At 62.6% G+C, this 25,745-nt stretch carries 23 protein-coding genes and 1 pseudogene; 9 read left to right on the top strand and 15 right to left on the bottom strand.

Annotation, left to right across the window (positions count from 1 at the left end):
- Positions 1-8: 8 nt before the first annotated feature.
- From ASD00_RS39050 to ASD00_RS21385, 5 genes are all read right to left on the bottom strand, one after another.
- On the bottom strand, positions 9-212 hold the full coding sequence (locus ASD00_RS39050; protein WP_025427315.1) for a hypothetical protein: 204 nt from the start codon (positions 210-212) through the stop codon (positions 9-11).
- A 371-nt stretch (positions 213-583) separates the two neighbouring features.
- The gene (locus ASD00_RS21400) at positions 584-823 is read right to left on the bottom strand and encodes a DUF982 domain-containing protein (protein WP_025427314.1); all 240 of its coding nucleotides are present in this window, start codon (positions 821-823) and stop codon (positions 584-586) included.
- Between the two features lie 168 nt (positions 824-991).
- The gene (locus tag ASD00_RS21395; RefSeq protein WP_171519872.1) at positions 992-1,231 is read right to left on the bottom strand and encodes a hypothetical protein; all 240 of its coding nucleotides are present in this window, start codon (positions 1,229-1,231) and stop codon (positions 992-994) included.
- 221 nt (positions 1,232-1,452) lie between these two features.
- Positions 1,453-1,836 (bottom strand): hypothetical protein, encoded by a 384-nt coding sequence (locus ASD00_RS21390; RefSeq protein ID WP_057208715.1) that lies wholly within the window; start codon positions 1,834-1,836, stop codon positions 1,453-1,455.
- 162 nt (positions 1,837-1,998) lie between these two features.
- Positions 1,999-2,460 (bottom strand): DUF3828 domain-containing protein, encoded by a 462-nt coding sequence (locus tag ASD00_RS21385; protein ID WP_063963317.1) that lies wholly within the window; start codon positions 2,458-2,460, stop codon positions 1,999-2,001.
- Positions 2,461-2,912: 452 nt separating this feature from the next.
- Between ASD00_RS21385 and dusA the strand changes: the two genes are divergently transcribed.
- Entirely contained in the window at positions 2,913-4,004 is a 1,092-nt protein-coding gene (gene dusA / locus ASD00_RS21380) for a tRNA dihydrouridine(20/20a) synthase DusA (RefSeq protein WP_057208756.1), read from the top strand.
- A gap of 551 nt (positions 4,005-4,555) precedes the next feature.
- Here dusA and ASD00_RS21375 read toward each other — a convergent pair.
- Positions 4,556-4,768 carry a cold-shock protein gene (locus ASD00_RS21375; RefSeq protein WP_025427309.1) on the bottom strand — a complete coding sequence of 71 codons (213 nt, stop codon included), beginning with the start codon at positions 4,766-4,768 and terminating at the stop codon, positions 4,556-4,558.
- 1,087 nt (positions 4,769-5,855) lie between these two features.
- Between ASD00_RS21375 and ASD00_RS21370 the strand changes: the two genes are divergently transcribed.
- The 4 genes and pseudogenes from ASD00_RS21370 to ASD00_RS40260 all read left to right on the top strand — a co-directional run.
- Entirely contained in the window at positions 5,856-6,425 is a 570-nt protein-coding gene (locus tag ASD00_RS21370; protein WP_107027611.1) for a J domain-containing protein, read from the top strand.
- A 469-nt stretch (positions 6,426-6,894) separates the two neighbouring features.
- On the top strand, positions 6,895-7,617 hold the full coding sequence (locus ASD00_RS21365; RefSeq protein WP_025427307.1) for an LssY C-terminal domain-containing protein: 723 nt from the start codon (positions 6,895-6,897) through the stop codon (positions 7,615-7,617).
- A 284-nt stretch (positions 7,618-7,901) separates the two neighbouring features.
- On the top strand, positions 7,902-8,657 hold the full coding sequence (locus tag ASD00_RS21360) for a DUF4239 domain-containing protein (protein WP_057208713.1): 756 nt from the start codon (positions 7,902-7,904) through the stop codon (positions 8,655-8,657).
- 54 nt (positions 8,658-8,711) lie between these two features.
- Positions 8,712-8,849, top strand: a pseudogene (locus ASD00_RS40260) (molecular chaperone DnaJ); the annotation flags it as partial.
- Between the two features lie 575 nt (positions 8,850-9,424).
- On the opposite strand, the gene uvrB reads toward ASD00_RS40260, so the two are convergent.
- Complete coding sequence (gene uvrB, locus ASD00_RS21350) at positions 9,425-12,463, bottom strand: excinuclease ABC subunit UvrB (protein WP_057208754.1); 3,039 nt, start codon at positions 12,461-12,463, stop codon at positions 9,425-9,427.
- 646 nt (positions 12,464-13,109) lie between these two features.
- On the opposite strand from uvrB, the gene ASD00_RS21345 reads away from it, so the two are divergent.
- Positions 13,110-14,177, top strand: a complete 1,068-nt coding sequence (locus ASD00_RS21345; RefSeq protein ID WP_025427303.1) for a FecR domain-containing protein — start codon at positions 13,110-13,112, stop codon at positions 14,175-14,177.
- Positions 14,178-14,249: 72 nt separating this feature from the next.
- Here ASD00_RS21345 and ASD00_RS21340 read toward each other — a convergent pair whose 3' ends face one another.
- A complete protein-coding gene (locus tag ASD00_RS21340) occupies positions 14,250-16,421 on the bottom strand; it encodes an adenylate/guanylate cyclase domain-containing protein (RefSeq protein WP_025427302.1) in 2,172 nt (723 codons plus the stop codon).
- Between the two features lie 6 nt (positions 16,422-16,427).
- On the bottom strand, positions 16,428-18,182 hold the full coding sequence (locus ASD00_RS21335; RefSeq protein ID WP_025427301.1) for an adenylate/guanylate cyclase domain-containing protein: 1,755 nt from the start codon (positions 18,180-18,182) through the stop codon (positions 16,428-16,430).
- 305 nt (positions 18,183-18,487) lie between these two features.
- Here ASD00_RS21335 and ASD00_RS21330 point away from each other — a divergent pair, with 305 nt between their 5' ends.
- Positions 18,488-19,150, top strand: coding sequence for an Asp/Glu racemase (locus ASD00_RS21330; RefSeq protein WP_057208711.1), 663 nt, complete (start codon positions 18,488-18,490; stop codon positions 19,148-19,150).
- A 199-nt stretch (positions 19,151-19,349) separates the two neighbouring features.
- Here ASD00_RS21330 and ASD00_RS21325 read toward each other — a convergent pair whose 3' ends face one another.
- Complete coding sequence (locus ASD00_RS21325) at positions 19,350-19,571, bottom strand: hypothetical protein (RefSeq protein WP_025427298.1); 222 nt, start codon at positions 19,569-19,571, stop codon at positions 19,350-19,352.
- Between the two features lie 97 nt (positions 19,572-19,668).
- Here ASD00_RS21325 and ASD00_RS21320 point away from each other — a divergent pair, with 97 nt between their 5' ends.
- Positions 19,669-20,226, top strand: a complete 558-nt coding sequence (locus ASD00_RS21320) for a GNAT family N-acetyltransferase (RefSeq protein WP_025427297.1) — start codon at positions 19,669-19,671, stop codon at positions 20,224-20,226.
- Between the two features lie 22 nt (positions 20,227-20,248).
- Here ASD00_RS21320 and ASD00_RS21315 read toward each other — a convergent pair whose 3' ends face one another.
- Positions 20,249-20,692, bottom strand: coding sequence for a TIGR02594 family protein (locus ASD00_RS21315; protein WP_025427296.1), 444 nt, complete (start codon positions 20,690-20,692; stop codon positions 20,249-20,251).
- An 804-nt stretch (positions 20,693-21,496) separates the two neighbouring features.
- Between ASD00_RS21315 and ASD00_RS21305 the strand changes: the two genes are divergently transcribed.
- Positions 21,497-21,850: a DMT family protein gene (locus ASD00_RS21305; RefSeq protein WP_025427294.1), complete on the top strand. Its 354-nt coding sequence runs from the start codon at positions 21,497-21,499 to the stop codon at positions 21,848-21,850.
- Positions 21,851-21,911: 61 nt separating this feature from the next.
- Here ASD00_RS21305 and ASD00_RS21300 read toward each other — a convergent pair whose 3' ends face one another.
- The 4 genes from ASD00_RS21300 to ASD00_RS21285 all read right to left on the bottom strand — a co-directional run bounded on the left by ASD00_RS21300 (position 21,912) and on the right by ASD00_RS21285 (position 25,672).
- Positions 21,912-22,586, bottom strand: a complete 675-nt coding sequence (locus ASD00_RS21300) for an RDD family protein (protein ID WP_057208710.1) — start codon at positions 22,584-22,586, stop codon at positions 21,912-21,914.
- A gap of 372 nt (positions 22,587-22,958) precedes the next feature.
- On the bottom strand, positions 22,959-23,783 hold the full coding sequence (locus ASD00_RS21295) for an ATP-binding cassette domain-containing protein (RefSeq protein ID WP_025427292.1): 825 nt from the start codon (positions 23,781-23,783) through the stop codon (positions 22,959-22,961).
- Positions 23,784-23,834: 51 nt separating this feature from the next.
- Positions 23,835-24,617: an ABC transporter permease subunit gene (locus tag ASD00_RS21290; protein WP_051509170.1), complete on the bottom strand. Its 783-nt coding sequence runs from the start codon at positions 24,615-24,617 to the stop codon at positions 23,835-23,837.
- Positions 24,618-24,718: 101 nt separating this feature from the next.
- Entirely contained in the window at positions 24,719-25,672 is a 954-nt protein-coding gene (locus ASD00_RS21285; protein WP_025427290.1) for an aliphatic sulfonate ABC transporter substrate-binding protein, read from the bottom strand.
- Positions 25,673-25,745: the final 73 nt, after the last annotated feature.

The following is a 25,745-nucleotide window of genomic DNA, read 5'->3' as shown; positions in this document are numbered from 1 at the left end:
GGTTTATCTCAGGCGCAGCAGGCGTAGGCTTGCAACTGGGCGCGCGTGAGAAACCGTCCATCCGACCGAGAGTTCAGTTCCGGATGGCTGTATTCGAGGCTCGGTACTTGAAGTTCCAGGGCTTGGCGCACGGTCATGATGCCGACATCGCGACGATCGCCGTCGCGCTTCACACTGACTTCAACGATGCGATAGAGATTCTGCTCGCTCATGATATCTCTCCCGTTTTCGTTGTCCCTTTTTTCTGGGACATTATGCTTTTTCCCTTGATGGGACTCAGACGCTTCGAAATTGGTTTTTGTGAGGCACCTCATGATATAGCGCAGAGAAATGAAGGCTTCACGACAGAAATCGGGCCATTTCCGGGAAATTTGCGTGCTATTTGAAGATGCTGCGCCGAATCGGCACGGTAACTCCACCACCGGATGCCATGCTCAGGCACTGTCTGGGGCGCGATCGCGCCGCCGCAAGTCATTTCTTCCAAGAGGGCGCAGATGCCAATCAACAGGCCCTCCGGCGTGCTCTTCGCATGCCAACGGCAAGGGGCGAGTGCAGGGCACTCAATGCGGGTGGCAAATGCCTCTTAATGCGCTTTCAATTCGGCTTCATTTGCAGCCGAGATGAACAGCGATCGCGCTTCTTCCACCGTGCGACGGCCGTCGATGGCGGCGCGGCAGGCGCTGCGGGCGGCGACGTAACTCGGTCCGCGCCGCGGCCAATGGTCGGCAAGGCAGGCAAGCGCGTCTGACGGGCCCTTGACGGTGCGGACATCGCCCGTCACGAAGTCGAGTTCGATCGGCTGGTTCCAGATGATTTGATGCATGCGTCTCCTCCTCGAGATCATCTCAATGAATGTCGGCATCGCGACTGCTTGCGACAGGGCTCCTCCCACGCGGCAAGGGTCAACTGTGCTAATGTAGCGCAGGATAACGCTTTTGTAAGCAGCTTTTCCGGGTGCGTCTTGCCGAAGCACAACCGCTGGACTTCGCCCCTAGGCCGAGGTCGATGTCTCCGCCAAGCGTGAGGCGAACAAGCGGCCGACGACAAGCAGCAATTGCTCATTGGTCGTGCCGGCCAGATATTCGTCGATCAGCATGCGTGCATGGCGGCGGGCACGGGCGCTGTCGCGCGGCCAGTGTTGCTCGGCGCAGATGTTGTCGAAGACGCGCTGCAGCGTGTCGATATCAGGCTGCGACAGCGCGATACATTGTGTCGAGCGCAAAGGGTTCACGTCTTTCTCCCCCGGCACCCAAGCCCCGGTGCCCGGCGAACTATGCCATAACCCCCCATAATAGAACCCCTTGGGAATAAGGGGTTCGCGAAGCGGATTGGAGAGAAAGCTCGATCAGCGCCAGGCGCTCGTCTGGACGGGCAGGGCGAATTTCGAGCGCGGGCATCTCCGCCTTTCTGAAGCATTGCCGCGACGCTGGTGCCCGCAGCGCTGTCGCCGGTTCAGGCCGGTCCGACGCCTGCCACCTTGGTCTGGCGGCCGCCTTCCTCGATCCTGACATAGTCGGGTCCGATCCGGGCGAATTGGTCGCAGCGCCTGCCACCATCCTCGAAGGTGATGCAGACTTCGTCGCCCGCAATCGTGTAGGTTCCGCCGTCGCGCACTTCGTAATCGCGGTAGCCATATCGGCCGTCGGCAAAATAGGAGGAGACGACGCCGTTAATGGTGTAGCGCAGCGACTTGCCGACGATAAGGGCCTGAAGATCGGTGCCGGAGAGCGTCGGCACGGAAGGCGGTTTCGGCTTCGCGATCTCCTGATCCTCGAGCGCCACTGACTGGCAACCCGCGAGCTGGAGGGTGAGGAGTGCCACGATCGCACGTTTCATGCCGTCTTCCCTTGTTCCTGCCTTCTGTATCGATACAGGGACGCTGCCCTAATCGCCTGTGATACCGCCTGTCAAGCCGAAGATGCTTGCGTCTGGTTGTTTGCGCGGCCCGGCCACCTGCGAATTCGTTTCCGTGCTGCGGTTCGAGCCATATCTACCGCTTCAATATTGCGCGTTGGCGAAGATCTCGCTCAACGTCCACCGGGTATCGCCCTCGGTGCTTTCGATGTCGTCGACCTGCCAGTTTCCGGCTTCGTTCATCAGACTGTAGCGCAGGGTGACGGGCGCCGAAAAATTCTCGAAGCGCACGGTGACGACAGCGGATGGGCCGGTGATTTCGGCCTTGCCGATGCGCAGGTTGGCGATGTCCCAATCCTGCCCGTTGATGACGGGGTCGAAGCCGATGGCGCCGACCTCACCCTGGCTCTTCTCCGCGTCGGTCTCGTAAAGCTTGGTGAGATCGTTGGAGAAAAACGCGTCGCGCTCCGAGGTGTCGCCGTCGCCAAGATATGGCGCATAGAGCGCCTCGATGAGCGCGGTCGGGGACCTGAATGGCTGAGCCCAGGCGCCTGTTGCAACCGCCGTCGCAAGCCCCAGCACAAAAGCAAATATGACATTTTGCATGAATGGTCCCCGATCGAGTCGCCTGTGATTTTTTATCAAGGATGACGGCTCGAGCGTGAGCCATTTTTGGTGCGTTTTTGCGCCCGGCTTTCCGGCCCCGCCGAACTGCCTCCGCCCGACGAAGGCTTCGGATGTCGCGACGCAAGTCTTGCAGGCGGCAGGGCGCAAGCCATCAAAGTCTGCCAGAAACTCTGGCGCGAAATGAAGCGTCTGTCGCAACAGCCCGTGGCGTTGCCGGCATTTCTGATCCGAAGCGTCCCGCCGTGCCGTTCGCGTGAGCAGCCACGCCCGATGACGGCGATCCGCAGCCAGGAGCCTTGCTGCCCGTCAAAGGCTCGCTTTCTTGCCTGCGCCATTATATAAGCCGGCAACGGTACAAGACGCTGGCCGTCGGCGGGCGCGTGGCCATCGCGCTGCCCTTTGCCGCCGCGAGCGAACAAGAGACAGAAGAAATGACTGAGAACGCAGCAAAATCTGCGGCCGGAAGAGCGTATTTCAAGGCTCCGATCTTCGCCGTGGCGCCGATGATCGACTGGACCGATCGGCACTACCGGTTTTTTGCGCGCCGGCTTTCGCGGCATGCGCTGCTCTATACCGAGATGATCGTCGCCGACGCGATCCTCAGGGGCGATCGGGTGAAGCTGCTCGGTTTTGATGCGTCGGAGCATCCGGTGGCGCTGCAGCTGGGCGGCAGCAATCCGCGCAAGATGGCGGAGGCGGCCCGCATTGCCGAAGCGTTCGGCTATGACGAAATCAACATGAATGTCGGCTGCCCGTCCGACCGGGTGCAATCCGGCACTTTTGGCGCCTGCCTGATGCAGGAGCCTGGCGTGGTGGCGGAATGCGTGGCGGCGATGAAGGCCACGGTCACGATCCCGGTGACGGTGAAATGCCGCATCGGCGTCGACGAGCAGGATCCGGAAGTGGCGTTGCGCGATCTGGTGTCGCGCGTCGTCGACGCCGGTACGGACGCGGTCTGGGTCCATGCCCGCAAAGCCTGGCTGCAGGGGCTCTCGCCCAAGGAAAACCGCGACATCCCGCCGCTCGACTACGCTCTCGTGCACCGGCTGAAGGCTGAAAACCCTAATCTTTTCATCGGCCTCAACGGCGGACTTCAGACTTTGAATCAGTCGCTTGACGAGCTCAAGCATCTCGATGGCGTGATGCTCGGTCGGGCCGCCTATCACGACAGCGCCATGCTTTCGTCGGTCGATGGCTTTTTCCCGCATCCGCTGACCGGCGCGCCGACGCTCATTCACGACGCTGCCGACTTCTCAGAGCGCGGCCACCGGCTGGACCTGTCCTTCTGGGCGGAATTGCGCGAAGCGATGGCCGATTATGCGGCCGGCCACATCGCCAATGGCGGCCGGCTCGCCCATGTCACGCGGCATATGGTCGGGCTGTTCCAGGGCTGGCCGGGTGCACGGCGCTACCGCCAGATCCTGTCGTCTGACGCCACCCGCCAAGGGGCTGGGCCGGAGGTCATCCACGCCGCCTTCGATGCCGTGTTCGAGGCGGCAGCCGCAAAGCAGGCGGCCGAGTAGGTCCGGAGACGTCGCGGAACGTCATCCTCTGCATGTCGCAGAGGGCCAGCGTCGGCACGGCCGGAATGTCTCACATGGCGACTAGGGACTGCGCCTACAGCTGCAACCTTGCGCCGCGGACGCGGCGCTGCTGGATTTCTGTGACGAGCACAGAAATGAGGGGCGACTTGTTCGAGGCAGAGCGGTGGCCCCGCTTGCTGGCCACATGGTGTGTTGTCGATCCTCACGGTGATCGAGAACGCCTGAGGCCAAATGAAAAGAGCTGGCGGACCCGCCAACATCGGCCGTCGTCCTCACACCGACGCGAGTCTCTCATTTGAGCCGGCGCCATACTCAGCCTTGAACCGCTGTCATCCTCGGCCTTGAGCCGATGATCCCCCTGGCCGCCCCGCGAATACTTGCGGATGCGGATGCCGAGGTCTCCTCGGTCGAAGCGAAGGCGGCTTCCGGCCAATGCGTCGGCACCCGCCCCGACACAAACCAACAGCCCAAACGAAAACGGCGCCCCCTGGGGAGCGCCGCTTCCAAAAAGTCCAGTCGGACGATCCGGCTTACGAAGCCTGGATGTTGACGGCCTTCGGGCCCTTGCCCATGCGGTCAGCTTCGGTGTCGAACGTGACAACCTGGCCGTCCTTCAGCGTAGCAAGGCCAGCGGCCTGTACAGCGGAGATGTGGACGAATACGTCCTTAGCGCCGCCGTCCGGCGTGATGAAACCAAAACCCTTGTCCTGGTTGAAGAATTTTACGGTGCCCTTAGTGGCCATGGAAGAAGTCCTTTTCCTTCAGTCTTAAAGCTATACCCGCGCCCCCGTGAGGATGTGGGTGTGTCGTCTTCCGCATACAAGCGGATAGGCGTCGAGTAGTCACGATAACGGGGAAAGAACGTCCATTTGCCGCTTCCGGCCGGCCCGGCAAGCCGGGCACAAAAGAGAAAGTCCAGTCTCCGGGATTGAAAACGCCCGAACGGTAGCAGCAGTGACAGTATTTGCAAAAAAACGCAAGAGCCATTCGCGCGGCTTATTTCGGGAAAATGTGCCGCCAACCACAGCATTCTCAGGGGTTTTGGGCTTCTGCAATTCAAAGCGCCACAGCGACCTTGGCGCGTCTGATTAGACGCGCGGCGCTGTAGCGGCTGCCGCTTGGTGCAGACGAACGGCGAGGGGACGCAGAGCCGGGCGGGCTATCGGCGAGCATGTTGCAGACTGCCGCGTTCCGGCCGCTGGATGATCGCGATCTTGGTGTCATTCCTCAGCGGGCAACCATCGCCGCTATCGGCAAAAGTGGAAGAGGCGACCAAGGTTTTGGGGCAGGCGCGTGCCGCAGAAAAGAGCGAAGGTCACCCGCGGCGGGCGGAGTGCGTGTGAGGGCCGTTGATGGCGACGTCCGTTGATTGTCGCGGCCACGCGCGGGCCGATAAGCAGCCGAACAAGCGGGCCGAACGCGCATCGGTTTCCGCGTGCGCCAAGGTGCGTCGCCCTTCGATGGGCCGCCTTCCGGCCATCGCTCCTGTTGCGGGCGACGCAGGTCACGTGGTCGGTTTGCGCCGTAACCATTGGTCCTGCATGGAAAAATCGGGGACGGCCCGTTTCCGACCACAATTTCGTCCCGACCACGGACGAACGTGCGCGCCGCCGCGTCGGAAGGGCGAGTGCTTCGGCGCGCCTCGACTTGATGAACGCGGCGCCCGGATGCGGTGATGATCCCATCACGCCGCATCAGCACTTGAACAAGTTTGGGATAACGCGCAGGCTTTACCGGTGATTGGTTCCGGTCTTCGGTTGCGTGCGTTAGGTCAGGCGGAGAAATCGGAATGCGAGACGAACAGGGGGCAGCGTGATCGATCCCTACGAGATGCTTGGCGTGGACCGCGACGCGAACGACCAGGCCATCCGCACGGCCTATCGCAAGGCGGCCAAGGCGGCCCATCCCGACTCGGGCGGCGATGCCGAGCAATTCGCCCGGCTGCAGGCGGTCTATGATCTCCTGAAGGATCCGGTGCGCCGCAAGGTCTTTGACGACACCGGCTACGACCCGCAGCTCGCCGAGCCGCGCGACCTCAAGGGCCTGATGATGCTGGAGACCCTGGTCAACGACTTCATTCTCGACGAGCGCGAGCCCGGCAGCTTCGACCCCGTCGCCGCCATGCGCCGCAAGCTTTCCGACGATATCGTCAAGAGCCGCTTCCACATCCTCGAGCTGGAGCGCCACCGCGCCCGCGTGCGAAAACACCTCGACCGCCTCGGCCGCCGGCCGGAAACCGACGTCCTCGGCTCGATGCTGCGCGCCCGCTCACGCTCGATCGCCGAGGCGATCAAGACCACCGAAGAGCAGATCAAGACGATCGAGCAGGCCTATGAAATGCTGGAAGGCTATTCCTACGAGCTGGAGGCGCTGGAGGTAAAGGCGCACGCCGCGGAGTAGCGCTGCTCGCATCTTGCCGCAGAAGGCAAGGGAGCCGTGCCGCTCGCCACTCGCGGCCCGACGCCGGCAGCCTGCGGACGTTCTGCCTCCAACTGGCCGTCACTGCGCTTGAAAACGCGGCGATCCGGTTCGCGTACAGCGCCGCGCGTCTTAATCAGACGCGCAAAGTCGCTGCAGCACTTTGAATGGCCGCCTGTTTTGCTATGGGCTTTGCGAGATGCAGGAATACTCGTCAACGGCGTGCAGCTGCAGCCGTCTGCACCATACTCGACGGTCGTTTTTGGGACACGCAAGGCGGTCGCGTCGGTTCAGAGCGCAGGGAATGAGTTTGCGGCGGTGGTGGCGGAACGGAGACGGGCTGGTGCAGGATCGGCATGACCATAACCACACGTTGCTTTCCTGGCTGTTTCAGGTTTAGCTGATATCGCCTTTAGCTGATATCACCGCACCGGGACTAGGGTGAACGCAGATGACCCGTCGCAGGAAACTTCATGCATCTCTGAGCGTCCTGGCGGTTGTGCTGGTCGCCTATCTGCTGGTCAGCTATTTCCTGCTGCCGGAGCTCTGGATCTTTCACGACAGGAGCCGGGTTGACGATTTTAGCGCCATGGTCACCACCACCGAGCAGGATATTCCCGGCGACCCTATCAACGTCGGCCTCGTTGGCTCCAAGGAACAGGTGATCCGCGCCTTCGCCGCGGCCGGCTGGGATCCGGCCGACAAGATAACCCTGCGATCCTCCGTCGACATCGGATTGAGCGTGGTGCTCGATCGGCCGGACCTCGATGCACCGGTCAGCCCTTTGTTCTTCGAGGGCCGGAAACAGGATCTGGCGTTTGAAAAGCCCGTCGGTAACAGCGCCGACGAGCGAAACCACGTGCGCTTCTGGCAGACCAAACATACCGGCTCGGATGGCAAGCCGCTTTGGCTCGGCTCGGCCAGCTTCGACCGCGGTGTCGGCTTCAGCCACGACACCGGCCAGATCACCCACCATATCGGCCCGAACCTGGACGCAGAGCGAGACTTGGTCATCGGCGATTTGCAAAAGGCCGGACAGGTTTCCTCGACCTACGACATCCCCGGCATAGGCGCCACCACGACCGGCCGCAACGGCGGTGGCGATCCCTATTTTACCGATGGCAAGGCGCTGGTTGGAGTGCTGGGGCAGGTGACGGCTGGCACTGGCGGCTAAAGCGTGGCCCGCAAGACGATGGCTCAAGCTCGGCGATGTCGTGAACTGACGACCGGGCTGCCGCGGATTCGAGACCGTCGGCCAACACCTCAGCCGTTGCGGACTTTGATAAAGTTCCTATCCTACAGCGCCGCGCATCTGACTAGATGGGCAAAGGTCGCTGTAGCACTTTGAACTGCTGCATGTTTCTTTAAAGCGAATAGGATTTAAGGAAACATGCAGTAGCCGCCCATGGGACGCGCCAGACGGACAGAGGGCAGTGGAATAACGGGAACGGGGCCGGAATGAGTGCGATCTTGATTGCCGTTGCCGCGTTCCTTTGCCTGAGTGTGGCGGCGCTTGGCATGATGCACCTCTATCCGAAGCTGCCGGCGCGTCATCGCGATGATGACACCAATACCGTCGTGCGGCTCGTTGCCAATATCTTCGTGGTCATGGCGTCGTTGGTCTTCGGCCTGATGATCAATTCGGCCAAGAATACGTTCGAGGGGATCGACGACAATGTGCATTCCTTCGCCATCAATCTGATCCTTCTCGACCGGACGCTCAGGACCTATGGCCTCGCCGGCAACGATGCGCGGCAATATCTGATCGCCTATGTAGAGGGGGTGATTGCCGATCCCGAAAGGGTCGACAATGTGCAGCACCAGGGACCCAATTCCACGCAACAGCGGCTGGATACGGTCGGTAACAGCCTCGCGGCCATTCAGCCCGCCGACAGCCTGCATGAATCCATGCTGGTGAGTGCCCGCCAGCAATATAACCGCATCGTCGAACAGCGCTGGACGATCGTCGAGCAATCGGAAGGCGCAATACCGATGCCCGTCATCGGCATGCTGATGGCGTGGATGACGCTGATCTTCGCCAGCTTCGGCTATCGCGCGCCGCAAAACGTCGTGGTCGTCGCCATGTTCGTGGTTTCGGCGATGTTCATCGCCGCCTCTGTCTATGTCGTGCTCGACATGGACATTCCGTTCACCGGCGCGATCCTGATTTCAGATGCGCCCCTGCATAGGGCGCTGGCGGAGATGAAGCTGTAGCGCGGAGCGGTGATGCATGCTGGGCTAGCCGCTGCCGTCCGCAAAGCTTTGCGCGATTCCGGGCAATTTGCCCGGCTGCAGGCGGCCTGCGTTCTCCTGAAGGATCTGGTGCGCCGGAAGATCCATGCCGACACCGGCTACGATCCGCAACTCGCCGAGCCGCGCGACCTCAAGGGCCTGATGATGCAGGAGCTTGATAGGCACAGGGGGGGTGGAGTTGAATTAGCCAGCCCATCATTCGATTAAGACGTGCGGGGCTACTCAAGCCATCGGGCCGGAGCGCGGTCTTATGGAAAGCTAAAGCAGAGGAAGCCCACGTGGCCGCATAAGGCAGTCCTGTTTGGCCAGGCCGCCTGAGGCGACGGAACTGGATGAGTTCAGTTCTGCCGAATGATTGACGACTCTGCGGCTGCTCTCCCAAAAAGAACTATGCTTTGATGTAGCGGAAGTTAAACGCAGATGCGTTCTCATTTACGGGTTTGATTCGACCGGAACCTCTCAGTTTCTGGAGTGCCAATTTAACTTTCTGCATATCATCCTCGCCGCGCGGTCATCTCGTCTGGTCAGGTCACGTCGACAAGATACTCATAGAAGTGGATCCCAAGCTTGACGCCAGCGATAGGCTTTGCAACCCGCGCCGCCCTCACATTGAATGGCGCTGCGCCTTGAGAAAGGTCCTATCCTTGGCGCGTCTGGTTCGCGCATACTGGGCGTGGTGTGATGAGAGCTGCGCCGGGATAACGCAAACTTGTTCGCCGTTGCCGACGCTACTTCCCCGGCCGCCCCGTCTTGCCCTTCGTCCGCCCCTTCTGACGCTTTTCGTCGACGGGGTCTTCATAGGAACCGACGCCCGGTTTGGCGCGGATGAGCGGCTTGTCCGGCACCTTGCCGATGACGGGTTTTTCGGTGCGGCCGACAGTCATTTCGTCGAGGCTGTTCTTGCGGAAGAGCGATTGGCTCTCGGCATCCTTGCGGCCGGCCGGCGTTGCCACGTCGCGGCCCATTTCGTCGAGTTCGGGCTTGCGAAACAGCGGGCGTTCGGTGTCGGTGCCCGGACCCATGTCGTCGAGCGACGGTTTCTGGAACAGGGAATTGTCGTCCGCGATGGTGGTGGGTCCTCGGCTCAAGGCTGAGGATGACGGCGAGGGGGAGGCCTTACCGCTATTTGGTGCCGTTGCCTTTTTCCGCCCCGTTCCACCTTCGATCGCCTTGGCTTCTTCCCGTGCCATCGGGTCGTCCATGGCGGCGAGTTCGGCGGCTTTGAGGCGCTTGATCTCGTCGCGCAGGCGGGCGGCCTTTTCGAAGTCGAGGTCGGCGGCGGCGTCGCGCATCTGCTTTTCCAGCGCGTTGAGGTGCGCCTGGAGGTTGTTGCCGACGAGGTGGCCGCCATCGGCAAAGCCCTTGCCGGCGACGCCGGAGATGTCGGCGCGCACGTGGTCCTTCTCGTAGACCGAGTCGAGGATGTCGGAGATCTTTGCCTTTACTGATTCCGGCGTGATGCCGTTGGCCTCGTTAAAGGCCATCTGCTTTTCGCGGCGGCGGCTGGTTTCGTCCATGGCGCGCTGCATCGACCCGGTGATCTGGTCGGCATAGAGGATGACCTTGCCGTCGACGTTACGCGCGGCACGGCCGATGGTCTGCACCAGCGACGTCTCCGAGCGCAAAAAGCCTTCCTTGTCGGCGTCGAGGATGGCGACGAAGCCGCATTCGGGAATGTCGAGGCCTTCGCGCAGGAGGTTGATGCCGACGAGCACGTCGAAAGCACCCAAACGAAGATCGCGGATGATCTCGATGCGCTCCAGCGTGTCGATGTCGGAGTGCATGTAGCGGACGCGAATGCCCTGTTCGTGCAGGTATTCGGTCAGGTCCTCGGCCATGCGCTTGGTCAGCACCGTCACCAGCGTGCGGTAGCCGGCAGCGGCCGTCTCGCGGATTTCGCCCAGCACGTCGTCGACCTGGGTTTTCGCCGAGCGCACTTCCACCGGCGGATCGATCAGGCCGGTCGGGCGGATGACCTGTTCGGCAAAGACACCGCCGGACTGCTCCATTTCCCAGCTGCCGGGCGTGGCCGAAACCGCGACGGTGTCGGGGCGCATGGCGTCCCATTCCTCGAAGCGCAGCGGACGGTTGTCCATGCACGAGGGCAGGCGGAAGCCGTATTCGGCCAGCGTCGCCTTTCGGCGGAAGTCGCCGCGATACATGCCACCGATCTGGCTGACGGAGACGTGGCTCTCGTCGATGAACAGCAGCGCGTTGTCGGGGATGTATTCGAACAGCGTCGGCGGCGGCTCGCCGGGATTGCGGCCGGTGAGGTATCGCGAATAGTTCTCGATGCCGGCGCAGGAGCCGGTGGCCTCCAGCATTTCGATGTCGTAGCGGGTGCGCTGCTCCAGCCGCTGGGCTTCGAGGAGGCGGCCGCCCTTTTCCAACTCGGCCAGCCGGTGCTTCAGCTCTTCCTTGATCGCCTTGATGGCGCCGTTCAGCGTCGGGCGCGGGGTGACGTAGTGCGAGTTGGCGTAGATTTTTACCGATTTCAGGTCGCCGGTCTTCTGGCCGGTCAGCGGATCGAACTCGGTGATGGCGTCGATCTCGTCGCCGAACATGGAGATGCGCCAGGCGGCATCTTCCAAGTGGGCCGGAAAGATTTCGATGGTATCACCGCGCACGCGAAACGAGCCGCGCTGGAAATCCATGTCGCGGCGCTTGTATTGCTGCGCCACCAGGTCGGCCAGCAGCTGCCGCTGGTCGAGCGTGTCACCGACGCTCATCTGGAAGGTCATGGCGGTATAGGTCTCGACCGAGCCGATACCGTAGATGCACGAGACCGAGGCGACGATGATGCAGTCGTCGCGCTCCAGCAGCGAGCGGGTGGCCGAGTGGCGCATGCGGTCGATCTGCTCGTTGATCGAGGATTCCTTCTCGATGAAGGTGTCCGAGCGCGGCACGTAGGCTTCCGGCTGGTAGTAGTCGTAATAGGAGACGAAGTACTCGACCGCGTTGTCGGGGAAGAAGTTCTTGAACTCGGAATAGAGCTGGGCGGCCAAGGTCTTGTTGGGCGCGAGGATGACGGCGGGGCGCTGGGTCGCCTCGATCACCTTGGCCATGGTGAAGGTCTTGCCCGAGCCGGTGACGCCGAGCAGCACCTGGCTGCGCTCGCCGGAGGCAAGGCCCTCGACGAGATCGGCGATCGCCGTCGGCTGATCGCCGGCGGGCTCGTAGTCGGAGACCATGCGGATCTCGATGCCGCCTTCGGATTTCGGCGGCCGGGCAGGGCGGTGCGGCGTCCAGAGCTTGCCGTCCTTGAACAGCGGATTGCCGCTCTCGATCAGCGCCGACAGCGCCTCCACGGTGGCGGTGACGCCGGAAGTGGACAGCTTGTCGGCATCCTCAAGCGACACGTCGAGGCCGGCGACCGGATTGAGGCCCGCCGCGGCGCGCGTCTTCGGGTCGGTCGTGCCGCCCATGGACGTCCCGCGGGACGTCCTTCCGCTCACGCTGTCGGCGCCTTGCGCCTTCGCTCCGCGTGGGCCTCGCATTGGCTCGGACGCCCCTTCGGGCTTGCGGCCTGCGGCCGATTTCGCGGCGATCTCCACCTTCTTGCGGTGCTTGCCGGCCTTGGAGGCGACCTCGCGCTGGCTCTCGAAGGCGGAAGCCTCGGCATCGGCCTCGAGCTGTTTCACCCAATCGGAGACGTTGCCGGATAGCGGCGTTCCCGACAGCGGCGCCTGCGGGGCTTCCTCGAAGCCGCCGGGCACTGTGGTTTTCCTGGGGGGATTTTTTGCAGACTTCTTCGGATCCTGGGCCATGGCGGGAATATGGACAGAGTCATAACGAAAATAAAGGGGGAATGAGTACAAAAGGGAAACGAAATGCATGGATTCTTCCGGGTGTTTACCGGTCCTGGGGCGACGGTTTGCCCATGTCGGTGGCCGAGCTTGCCCGCCAACGGGGAGAGGTAGTCTGCGGGCGCATGTGCGACCCCCGATCTAGCAAGATCAACTGGAGCTTGCAGTCGTTCCAACTGCTGCATCTTGCCGTCATCGGTTCCGGCTCAAGAAAACAGCCGGCAATGACGCCAGTCGCAGCTGAAAGCGCGACGCTTGCATCGTGTGCATCTTGGCTTCCCTATGGCCCGGCGGAAGCAGACTACCAGCCCGTTCGCCTTGGCCAGGCAATGCCCACCGTTTCCTCGTCTTCCTGTCGGCTCACGGCAGCTTTCGACGGGTGACTTCCGGTGTGTCGGTGCATTGAGTTGTCTATCTGGCGTTGTATTTGCGCCTGCCGTTCGTGAGGCAACATGCCCGGCGCATCTGGCGTTTTGGACGTATTGTTTTCGCGCCGGCAACGGGGAGGGGTTAGCTTTTGCTAGTTCTGGTTGCCGCCGGTTACCTCGAATGGGCGAGCAGACATCCGGCCATGCCGCGTGGTAAAAAGAGTGGTTTGGAGGGGCTCATGTCGCGTTTGCGCAGTGCCGCACTCATCGCTGTTAGTGCCACGCTTTTTTGTCCAGTGCCGAGCTTTACTGCCGAGCCCATTGGCCAGGCAGTCTCGATCAGGACGGAAGTCTCCGGCAAGAGTGGTCCGTTGGCGGTCAGGGACCCGGTCTACCGGGATGAACGGATCCGGACGTCAAAGTCCGGCCTTGGACAATTCGTCTTTCAGGACGGGACCAAGCTGGCTGTCGGCTGGGGATCATCCGTGGTCATCGATCAGTTCGTCTATGACGGCAGCAAGTCGGTGAAGAAACTGACGATCATGGCCGCCAAGGGAACCTTTCGCTGGGTCAGCGGCAAATCCAAACATTCGGCTTACGAAATCGTCACGCCGGCCGGCACCATCGGCGTGCGCGGCACGGCGTTCGATTTTTATGTCGGCAGCGATGGAACGACCGCGATGGTGCTGCTCAGCGGCGCGGCGAGCTTCTGCGGCGCCGGCGGATGTCGCCAGCTGACGCAGCGCTGCGACTGTGTGGTGGCAAAGCCCGGCGGCGCCGTCAGCCAGGCCAGCCGTGTCAACCGCCGTACGCTGCAAGCACTCGGCAACGCCCAGGCCTTGCCGTTCTTGTCTGGCGGCCAGCGGCTTTCCGGCGCCATGGGTTGGGCCGGAGGCGGCTGCGGGCTACGGGCTGCAATCCAGCGCGAGAGTTCTCCGGCGCAGCAACCGGATCCGGTCGTCCGCGAAGAGCCTAAGCCGGAAACGCCGCGACCACAAAAGCAGCTTCGCGAACAGGGCCATGACAAGCATGATCGAGGTGTGAAGCACGATCGAGGTGAGAAGCATGATCGCGGTGGCGAGAAGCACGACCAGGGCCGCGACAAGCAGGATCAAGGCGGCGACAATCAGGATCAGGGCGGCGACAACAACGACACCGGACCTGGCAGCACGGAACAGAGCAGCGGCAATCAGACCAACGGCACTCAGAGCAGCGCCGGCCAGAACGTCGGCGCCCAGAGTGGCGGCAACAGCCAGGATGGCGGCAAACGCGGCGGTGGCGACCGTGGTCGCAACACCGGTGAGTAGCAGGAGACCGCGCAATAGGTGCCCCACCGGGCTGCCAAACGCGTCCTTGATGGTGACAATGACGATTGATCGCTACTCGGCGATTCGGCTTTCCTGCTCGGCGGGAACATCGATGAAATGCTCCGCCCGGCGAGTGATCCTGCCGTAGAAGGTCACCAGACCCGGCGTGATCGCCGCCGCCTTGAGCTTGGCGGCATTGGCCAGGCTGCGGCTGGTCGAGGCGCGTGCACGCAGGTTTTCGATCAGCCTCGAATGTAGTCTGTGCAACTCACCGAAGTCGAGCGAAGAGGCGACGCCTTCGTCGCCGGCGACGGCAAAGAGCCGGGTTCGCGTCGTCTTTCCCTTCAGCCCCAGGGCGCCTGCTTCCAGCAGCGCGCAACCGGGCAGCGCCTGCGCCGTCGCTTCCGATACGAGAATGTCGAAGCTCACCTCCTTGCACGCCGCCTCGATGCGGGCGGCGATGTTGACCGTGTCGCCAACAGCCGAATAGTTGAAGCGCGTCTCGGCGCCCATGTTGCCGACACAGGCGATCCCCGTATGGATACCGATGCCGATACCGACCGCCTGCGTCGCGCCGAAACCGAAGGCGTCGTCGGCATTGAGCCGCGCCAAGGTCTCACGCATGCCGAGCGCTGCCCGCAGCGCCTTTCGCGGATGGTTGGCGACATCGACCGGTGCGTTCCAGAAGGCCATGATCGAATCGCCGATGAACTTGTCGAGCGTGCCCTCATTGGCAATGACGTGCCGGCTCAGCGCATCGAGCAGGGTGTTGAGAAAGGTAACGACATCGGTCGGCGCCATGCGCTCGCTGATCTCGGTGAAGCTGCGCACGTCGACGAACATGACCGTCAGTTCTCGATCGTCGCCGCCGAGCCGAAGGGCGTTGCGATTGTGTTCGATCCGATAGAGCAACGACGGTGAGAGATAGCGGCCGAAGGCCTGGCGAACCTCGCGGCGCTCGCGGTCGGTGACGAGGAAGCGGAACGCCGTGGCCGAAAAATGGGTGATGGACGCCGCAAGGATCGGCGCCAGCGGATCGAAGAGCAGGCCGGCATAGGCGAACGCGACCCATGAGGCGACGAGCGCCAGCGCCGTGATCGCCATGCCGCAGGCAAGCGCCATGACGGGACTGACGAAAGTCGTCAACAGCACGAGCAGGCAGCCGGCAATCGCAATCGCCAGGATTTCCAGGCCATTGGCCCAGTCCGGGCGAGAGAGATAGTGGCCGGAGAGGATCTGCTCGACGATCTGGGCATGCAGCGAGACGCCGGGAACGTTCTGGCCGAGCGCCGTCGTGCGAACGTCCTGCAGGCCGGCGGCGGAGGTGCCGATGAACACGATGCTGCCTTCGATTGCCGCGCTGACGTCGGGAGACATGTCTCCATCCTCGAGAATGCGCCGTGCGGAGACATAGCGCTCGGTTGTATCGGGACTGACGTAGAGCCAGAGTTCGCCGGCGGCGGTCAAGGGCACGACGAAATCGCCGATCTTGGCAGCCGTCATCGTATCGGGCAGGTCGGGCGCGCCGGCGATGACATAGGTCGATGCGCCTTGCGCCACACGCAGCGCCTCCATTGCGAGACTAGGGTAGAGTTGCTGGCCGTCGCTCAGGAACAGGGGCACCGCTCGCACGACGGCCGAGGAGTCGCTGGGGTTGAGGCTGATATGGCCAAGACCGGCGGCATTGCTCTCCAGTTGCGGTCGCAGCGGCGTGGCCGACAGAATGCGCGGCGGTGCGCCGATCGGACTTTCGCCGGTGAAGGCGAAGCCCGCCTTGACCGGCGGCAGGTAGCTTCCTTCGTTGGTCAACCCGAAGCCGAGGACGACGGGCTTTTCCGCGATCGACTGTGCAAAGACCTCGTCATTGTCGGGCAGGCGCTCAAGCAGCGTGGGATCGATCTCCGGCACGTCGCGCAATACGTTGCGTGGCGACAGCCGATCCGGCTCGGCAAACAGGATGTCGAAGGCGATCGCCGACGCCCCCATCTCCGCCAGCCTGTCCGTCAGCTTCGCCAGCCGGTCTCGCGGCCAGGGCCATTGCCCGAAGGCGCGCAGCGAGGCTTCGTCGATATCGACGACCTTGACCGGCATCGGCTCGTAGGCGCGCGGGGACAGCCGCTGATATTCGTCGAAGGTGACGTCGCGCGCCTGTTTCAGAAGCTGCGGATCGCTGGCGCGCAGCAATGTCAGGACTACCACGACGGCCAGACCGATCACGACGCCGAGCTGTTGCGCACGTGTCATGGCGCCTCACGGTATAGCGGGCAGGCCCGCCTTGCGCAGCCCGTCGGTGAAATGCGCGTAGTCGGCGGGATCGACATAGGCGGTGAGGATCTGCCAGTAGCGCTTGAGATCAGAGGGGGCGTTGGCGATCGCCTCGTCGATAAGCTTGCAGGTATCCTCCGTGCGCCCGAGCTGGCCGAGGCAGGCGAGCACAACGACCAGATTGAAATAGGTGCGCCGCAACAGCAGTCCGCGCTCGGCATGGTGCTGCGCCTCCTCGTAATTGCCGAGATGATAGTGGGCAAGCGCGAGCCGGTTAAGGAAGAGATAGGTCAGCGGATCGTGCGGGCTCAGACGCAAGGCCTTGTGCAGTGGATCGAGCGCTTCGGCGAAGCGGCCGATGAAAATGCGGGCCCAGCCGAGTGCCATATAGGCCAATGCGAGATTGGGGTTGAGATCGATCGCCTGCTGCGCTTCGGCAACGGCCGCATGCGGACGATGGGCTGCGAAATTGGCAAGGCACATGACGTAGTGCGAATAGGGATCCCGATCTTCGAGCGCGATGGCGCGCTCGGCTGCGGCGAGCAGTTCAGTCCTGTCGCGGTCGATATCGTCGCTGAAGCCGAAGAAACATCGGGCGTAGAGCGAACGCGCCAGCATCATATGGGCGCGGCCGAAATCCGGATCGAGCGCGATGGCACGACGATGCCAGTCGATCGCCTCGGAGAAATGCGCGGCCGTGTCCTGGGCGTTGTGCAGCAGCGTGCCGCGCATATGGCATTCGTAGGCGTCGAGGTTCTCGGTGCCGCGCAACAGCGCTCGCCGATTTTCGCCGATCAGAATTTCCGGCTCGATGGCGGCGACGACGTGCTGGGTGAGTTCGTCCTGGATGGCGAAGATGTCCGCCACTTCGCGATCGAAGCGCTGCGCCCAGAGATGCACGCCGGTCTCGGCCTCGATCAATTGCCCGGTGACACGCACGCGGCTTCCTGATCGGCGCACGCTGCCCTCGACGATGTAGCGCACGCCGAGATCGCGGCCGATCTGCTTCGCGTCCGCTGCGTGCCCCTTGTAGGCGAAGGAGGAGTTCCGCGCGATGACGAAGAACCAGCGACAGAGCGAGAGCCCGGTGATGATGTCCTCGGTCAACCCGTCGGCGAAGTAGTCCTGGCCGGGATCGTCCGACATGTTGAGGAAGGGGAGCACGGCGATCGACGGCTTGTTCGGCAGGCGGAGCGGCATGCCGGGCAGGTCGGGCACCGTCGGGTCTTCGCGCCAGTCGACGCTGTGCACCAGCACCGGCCGCGGCATGTTCTTGAGCGTCTGCTCGCCGAGCTTGACCATGGGGAAGTCGAGCTTGCCCTCGATCTGGTCGTGCAGCGTTCCCGAGATGCAGACGCCGGCCGGTCGCGCCACCTGCTGCAGCCGCGCTGCGACGTTGACGCCGTCGCCCAACAGGTTTGTGCCTTCGACCACGACGTCGCCGAGATTGATGCCGATGCGGAACTCCATGCGTTTCTCCGGCGCCAGATCGGCATTGCGGCGTTGCAGGGCGCGCTGGATAGCAACGGCGGCGCGGACCCCCTGGACGGCGCTGTGGAACTCGGCGACGACGCTGTCACCGGCAGTGCTGAAAATGCGACCGCCATGCTCGGCGACGAGGTCGCCGATCGTGGCGCAATAGGTGCCCAGCGTCGCAAGCGTACCTTCCTCGTCGGTCGCGACGAGGCGACTATAGCCAGCGACATCGGCAGCGAGGATGACTGCGAGCTTCCGTTCCAAAGGGGCAAGCCCCTCCCGCGGCGTACAGCTAGAGGAAATTAAGGGTAACGTAATTTAGCAATATCTAGAAGCGCGAAAAGCGCGGCGATCGTGTGTCGGCATCGATTGCTGCGCCGATTTTGGGGCCATTTGCGGGCCGAAGGCGCTTTCGCCCGTGGATTGCACGTTTGAAGCGATGGAAGGACCTGCGTTGTGTTGGGGGCCTCAATCCCTATTTCCAGCCGGCGACGTAACGTGCGAAGTTTACCGGCAGCGAGTGGCCGACGGCGACCGCAAAGCGCGAATCCAGCGTGAGGGAAAGCATCTTGATCATCGCGTGCCTGCATACCGCCGACAGCAACGTCGCCGTCTTCGAAGCCGCCGCGCGCGAACTCGGCCTTGCCGCGGGCGTGCTTCGCCATGCGGTGCGGCCGGACCTGCTCGAGGCTGCGGAACGGGCAGGCGGGCTCACCGACGATATAGCCGAGGAGACGGCTGCAGCGCTGACGGCGCTTGCAGGCGGCGCCGACGCCGTGCTCCTCACCTGTTCGACGCTCGGGCCGAGTACCGCGATCGTGCGTGAAGCGCCGGTGCCGGTGTTGCGGACTGATGCCGCGCTTGCCGAAAAGGCAGCGTCGATCGGAGAAAAGGTGGTGGCGCTCTGCGCCGTCGAAACGACCGTGGCGCCGACCACTGCGCTTTTTGCCGAGGCCACGAAGCGAAAGGGTGTGGCGCTCGAGGTGCGTCTCGTCGCAGGCGCATGGGGTCTGTTCAAGGCCGGTGACCGCGATGGCTATCTCGCCGCAATCGCCGATGCAGCCGACGCCGCCTATAACGATGGCGCGGCGATTGTCGCTCTCGCTCAAGCCTCCATGGCCGGGGCGGCCGAGCTTGTGCGTCGAGGAACGCGCCCCTTGACGAGCCCGTCTGCGGGGCTGAGCGCCGCGTTGGAACAGATCGCGCAGATGGCCTCGCGGGTTGCGCGATGAGTAGAGTGTTTGATTGTTGATTCAGGTGTTTAGGGCGAAGATTTAAAATTCGGAATCCGGTTGCCGGCGTCACGGATTGCCGTGACGCGGCGGGTCTATGCGGAGAGGATCTTTCGCCCAGCAGCCAATTTTGGAACCGTGCTGTCTTCCTTTCAACCCCGCCGGCTTGATTGCCCCAGACGTCGACCTCCATCGGGCGCTATGCCTCGATGGTCATTCGCGCCATCCAGAGGCGTTCGGCGCCGCCTTTGAAGATGAGGCGAAGCAGCCGCTCGACTGGTTCGTCAACCGGCTGACCATCGCCACGGTCATTGGCGGTTTCGATGCTGCCGGCGGGCTTGTGCGTTATGCGCCTGACGGTTCCGCCGGGGGCGGATCGCGTGTGGTTGGCGAAGATATGGGGATAAGCGTTTGTCTTCATGGAGAAAACTCTAGAAACGTATCGTCGTTATCGCTTACTTGGGCGTTCTATCGAAAGACTGTTTCGACGGACCAAATTCCGTCGATAGGATGCCGCCATGAACGCCCTGATACGACTGACCCGTGAAGACGATGCGCCAGCGCTGCCCGATATCGAGAGATCGTCGGGTGAGGCATTTCGCACCGTGCCCGAGCTTGCCTGGATTGCTGACGACGACGTCCAGTCGGTCGCATCGCATCTGGAATTCGTTCGCTCCGGTCTTTCCTGGGTTGCGGTCGACGATCGCGACCGCCCGCTTGGATTTCTTTGCGCCGAGATCAGCGATGGTGCTCTGCACATCTGGCAGCTCGCGGTGCTGCACGAGCGGCAAGGCCTTGGACTTGGGCGCGCCTTGTTCGCAGCCGCTATCGCGCATGCGCGCGACCGCTCGCTTGGCGAGGTGACGCTGACCACGTTCCGCGAACTCGTCTGGAACGAGCGCTTCTATCGCAAGCTCGGCTTCCTGACGCTCGGCGAAGAAGAGCTCGGCTCGCGGCTGGCCCAGATCCTGGCGAAGGAGGCGACAAACGGCCTACCGGCCGAGCGGCGCTGCGCGATGCGCCTGTCGCTCGACGGTGCGCAGCCGGACATGCGCGACGATAGCCTCGTTCGTTGACCGCAGATCTTTCCGTCGTCGGCTAACGTCTAACTGCGACCACCTGACCGCGGGTGAACTGCGAAACCGTGACGCGACCCGATTGGTTGCCGCCAATCACCTTCGCCGTCGATTTGGACAGGGCGGAGATGATGCCGACGTGATAGCTGCGGCCGGTGCGCACAACGATGATGTCGCCGGGACGGGCATAGGACAGCTTGACCGGCGCGCCGAAACGCAGCCAGGAGCGGGCGATGCCGAAGCTTTGTGGCGGTGTTCGGCCAGCCTTACGGGCTATCAAGCCCATGAAGTGGCCGCACCAGGGGGTGCGGGCCGGATTGATGCCGAGCGCGGTCCGGAGCCGCTTGTTGTTCTTGACCTCGTGCAGGCCGTTATATTGCTGGGCCTGGGCCAACATGCCCGCCGTGGCCACATCCGGTGTCAAAAGCGCGACATAGGCAGCCGCGAGAAACGCCAGGACCTTCATGGTCAGGTCTCCTTGCCAAGTTGTTTGGTGCGTGCATCCCGGATGTGCCTGGCGATCGCCGAACACTGCCCCCGGTTTTCATCTGCATCGATCACTGTTTTCGGGGATATCGGCGGTTCGCGCCTCGTGCGTTGCACCTTGAACGCAGCATCAGCGCGTCGGCGAACCGCGATGAAACGCGGTGCCAACTTCACGGCGATTGCCGTCGGAGTGTGGTATTCCCCTGCCTGTCCCGTCGGACGGTGCGCGGACTTTGCTCACCGTCTGGTGCAAAATTGTGGCAAAGGGCAAAAAATACGAATATTCGTGCGCAATCTAATCCATTTGGGTTAGATATCGCCGTGTTTTCTGGGTTTGGTGCGTTATTTTTGTGTTCTGCCTGGCCCCTGGCGCAGGCACCGCGATCCATTGATCGCATCTTCGGGCCCTAATTAAGGCAGCAATGTCAATTGTAGCCGAATGCGGCAGAACGGGCAAAGCCATGGAAAGGAACAGGAATCGACGCGGGCGGCCGCAAAGGTCGGGCGACCGCGCACCAAGGCGCCGGAGGTCGGGCGGCAGAAGTTGATGGATGCCGGCGCGTCGCTGTTCCTCGAACGCATAACTCCATGCGACGACGATCAGCGGCATAGCTGCGCCGACCGGCGCAAATTAACGTCTTTACAGCAGTTTACCGGGATTTTGTCAACGGCAAATTCAGGTCTCGTGCGCTGCCGATCGCGCGTCTCAGATGATGTTTGCGCTTGTCATAGCGCGAGCGGCAAGATCATCCTGCCGGAACGATTCGCGCCTTCGAGGATCCTCATGTCGTTCTCCATCAATCCGGCCTATCTCTGGCCGATCCTGCTGCTCCTGATCTCCAACGTCTTCATGACATTCGCCTGGTATGGGCACCTGAAATACACGTCGTCGCCGCTGTACATGGCGATCGTCGCCAGTTGGGGCATTGCCTTCTTCGAATATTGTCTGGCCGTGCCGGCAAATCGTATCGGCCACGAGGTCTACTCCGCGGCACAGTTGAAGACGATGCAGGAGGTAATCACGCTCTTGGTGTTCGCGGCGTTCTCGGTCTTCTGGCTGAAGGAATCGATCGGCTGGAACCATCTCGTCGGCTTCTCCCTGATCGCCATCGGTGCCTCGTTCATCTTCAAGGGGTGAGCGGGTCAGCCTACTGCATAATTCCTTAAATCGAATCTGCTTTAGCGGTAAAATTATGCAGCTAGTTCAAAGCGTTACAGCGTTCTTGGCGCGTCCTGTTTGACGCGCGGCGCTGTAATGGCGTCATCTGTCCGTCAGGACGCTGTCGCTGCAGGTGAACCCGCCGTTCGCTGAACGGTTCGCCTGACGCGACATGGGAGCCAGTCAGACGATCGTAGATTGTCTGGCCGCGCCAGCGCATGAAGGGAAAAACCCACCAGATCAGAGCGAAAAGCGTGAAGACCAGAAAGCTGGCCAACAGGATGACCTGGGCGGGAGCGCCGAAAACAGTCACGGTTTCGACTGCATCCATCAGAATGTCGCCGGTGCCAAAGATCGCTAACGCCGACAGGAGCATCATCGGCGCACCGAATACAGTGAGCAGTATTGACGGCAGCATCCGTAACGTCTCTCGCTTGGCGGCCGAGGCAAACGGCAGCGGTTCGCCGTTGCCCTGAACCACGCGCAAGGCGAGCAGCCGTTTGCCGGGCGTGGTGCCGAAGCGTGCTATGAAGCCGGCACTGCACAAGCAGAAGAAAACCAGCGGCGCGAGTTGGTCCAGAACGCCGCGTCCGACCTGCATGGATTCAAATTCAATCGGCTTGCCGGTCTCGTCGATCGCAAGACTGATCGAGCGTTGTGCCGGTTTGTCATCAACATCGATCAATGTTGAAACGAACGCCCTGCCTTCGGGCACTCCCCATATGGACGTCATGCAGATCTGGTTCTCACGCGTCTGTCCTGTGGCGAGCGGCCATTCGCGGTCGATTCTATCTGCAAGCGCGCTCTGCCCGGCAGGTTCGCATTGGGTTGTCGCGGAAACGAAGAAGCGTGGCGCTCAGGGAAGAACGAACGCAAGGGTGACCGCAATAACGATTGCGACGACGTAAAAGAGCAGAGTGTCAATCACAAAGGCTGCGAAGCGGCGCCAGAAGAAACGCGGAGGAACGGTATCGGCGGTCGCTGAGTTCATGTTCCAACCTACTATGCGGGCAATGATTGCATTGCTTCCACGGAGGGTTGTGTTCGTCAATGGGCATCGTCCCAAACAGCGATCGAAAGCGGCACCTTATCCCCGGCCGAACAATCGATCCAGGATTTGCCCTTCGAGCCGGGCGGTTTCGGGGCTGCCATGTCGGCGCGGGCGGGCGAGCGGGATCGACAGGTCGAGCGCAATGCGGCCTTCATCGATGACGACGACGCGGTCGGCAAGCGCCACGGCCTCGGCCACATCGTGGGTGACAAGTACGGCGGTAAAGTTCTGTTGTTGCCAGATGCGCTCCAGGAGCTGCTGCATCTCGATGCGCGTCAGGGCGTCGAGTGCGCCAAGCGGCTCGTCAAGCGCCAGGATGAAGGGGTGAGCGACCAGCGCCCGGGCCAGCGCCACGCGCTGCTTCTGCCCACCCGACAGCACCGACGGCCATTCCTCAGCGCGGTCGACAAGACCGACGTCTTTAAGGATCTGGAGCGAGAGGTCGCGGGCGACTTCGCCCTTGGCGATGCCGGTGAGGCCGATTTCGACATTGCGGCCGATCCTCGCCCAGGGCAAAAGCCGCGGCTCCTGAAACATGATGCGGCTGCGCCGCTCCGACGCCCTGCCGCCGGCAACGGTCAGGGTGCCACTCGTTGGGCTATCCAGCCCGGCGAGGATGCGCAGCAAGGTGCTCTTGCCGCAGCCGCTCTTGCCGATAACGGCGACGAACTGCCCCTGCGGTACATCGAGATCGATGCCGTCGAGAACGGTCTTGTCACCGAAGCGTTTGGTGATGCCGCGGAGCGAGAAGGCGAGCGGAGCGTTTGTCGAAACTGGTGACGGCGAGGTGGGAGCCAGGCTGGTCGCGGGGGTGTCGCTCGCTTCCTGTTTCTGTTTTGGATGTAGGGCGATGACGGACATCGGGATTGCTCCATTTTTCCTCGGGATCGGGCTCGTCCAGTTCAACGGCAATCAGGCCGGCTGGAAGGCCGGGTGCCATTGCAGCGTCAGTCGCTCGAGCAACCGTGCGAAGCTATCTGCGAGTTTGCCGAGCAGCGCGTAGATCAGGATCGACAGGATGACGACATCGATCAGCAGGAACTCCCGTGCCTGCATCGCCATGTAGCCGAGGCCTGAGGAGGCCGCGATCGTCTCGGCCACAATCAGCGTCAGCCACATGATGCCGAGCGCATAGCGCAGGCCGACGAAGATTGCCGGCAGGGCGCCTGGCAGGATGACGCGGAAGAAGAGTTCGCGCCTCGACATGCCGTAGATCCGGCCCATCTCCACGAGCTGCGGGTCGACTCCCTGGATGCCGAGCAGCGTGTTGACGTAGATCGGGAAGAAGACGCCGAGCGCGACGAGGAACAGCTTGGCCTCTTCGTCGATGCCGAACCACAGGATGACCAGCGGGATCAGTGCCAGATGCGGAATGTTGCGCACCATCTGCAGCGTCGTGTCGGTCAGATCCCGGCTCAAGCGTGACAGGCCGTTGGCAAGTCCGAACGCAAAACCGATCGAACCGCCGATGACAAAACCCGAAAGTGCCCGCAGCGTGCTGATGCCGATGTTTTCGACAAGCTCTCCCGAGGCGAGGAGACGGACGAAGGCGGCAAGCACGGCCGAGGGCGGCGCCATCACGCTCTCGGAAATCAGGCCCGCGCGGGAAGCCGCTTCCCAGGCAAGGATCAGGGCGGCGGGCAGCAGCCAGCCCGCAAGGTTGCGCGCGACGGTGTTCGGTGCGGTTCTCACCATGGCTTAGGTCCTCGTCTGTTCGGGGCCTTCTGTCTTCGCGGCGCCGGCGCCGAAACTTCCGTCTCGACGCCGGCCGGTTCTCGCCTTGGGAGGGAGAGGGATCAGTTGCCCGGCGCCGTCCAGACAGCATCGGAAATGGTGATCTGCTTGGGGATGAGCCCGAGCTTGAAGAAGCGATCGGCGGTCTGCTGCTGGCCGGCGACGATATCGTCGGTGATCGGCCCGATCGAAAAGACGCTGCGGTTCGCCGCGATCGTCTGTGCCTCAAGCGGCACGCCGGTCACCTCATGCAAGGCGGCCGCCACCTTGTCGCGGTTGGCGTCGGCCCAGACGGAGGCCTCCTTCAGCGCTGCAATCGTGGTGGTGACGGCGTCTGCATGGTTGGCAGCGAAGTCGCGGTTGGCGAGGAAATAGGTGTTGACCTTCAAGGTCTCGGCCGACGTCGTCAGAATGCGTGGCTTGTAGCGCGTTTCGGCGATGGCGAAGAATGGATCCCAGACAGCCCAGGCATCGATCTTGTCGCTGGCGAAGGCGGCCGCCGCATCGGCGGGGCTCAGATAAACAGGGGTAACGTCGCCGAAGCCGATGCCTGCCTTCTCCAGAGCAGCGACCACCAGATTGTGGGCGCTGGTGCCCTTGCCGACACCGATCTTCTTGCCCTTGAGATCCGCGAGCGTCTGGATCGGCGAGCCCGGCTTGACGAAGATCGCTTCGCCCTTGCCGTTCGACGGAAGTGCAGCGGCATAGACGATCGCCGAGCCGGCGGCCTGGCCGAAGATCGGCGGTGCGTCGCCGGTCCAGCCGACATCGATGGAACCGACGTTCAACGCTTCGACCAGCGGTGGCCCGGCGGTGAACTCCACCCAGGAAACGGCGATGCCTTTCGGCTCCAGCGCTTTCTCGATAACCTTCTGCTGCTGGGCGACAACAGGCAGGCCGGTCTTTTGGAAGCCGATGCGGAATTCCTTCAGCTCTTCGGCCATGACGCCGAAGGAGGCCAGTACTGCGGCGGTGAAGAGGCCGGTGCCGAAAAGCCGTCTGGTCAGTTTGAACATCTGTCCCGCTCCTGTTTGCTGGCGGGCCTAGGGCGCCGTCCGGTGAACTGGGATCAGTGTAAGAGAAGAATAT

Source organism: Ensifer sp. Root31 (genome assembly GCF_001424825.1).
Lineage (GTDB): Bacteria > Pseudomonadota > Alphaproteobacteria > Rhizobiales > Rhizobiaceae > Ensifer > Ensifer canadensis.
Note: the sequence above shows the minus strand (reverse complement) of the source record. Positions and strands in the feature narration are given on the sequence as shown.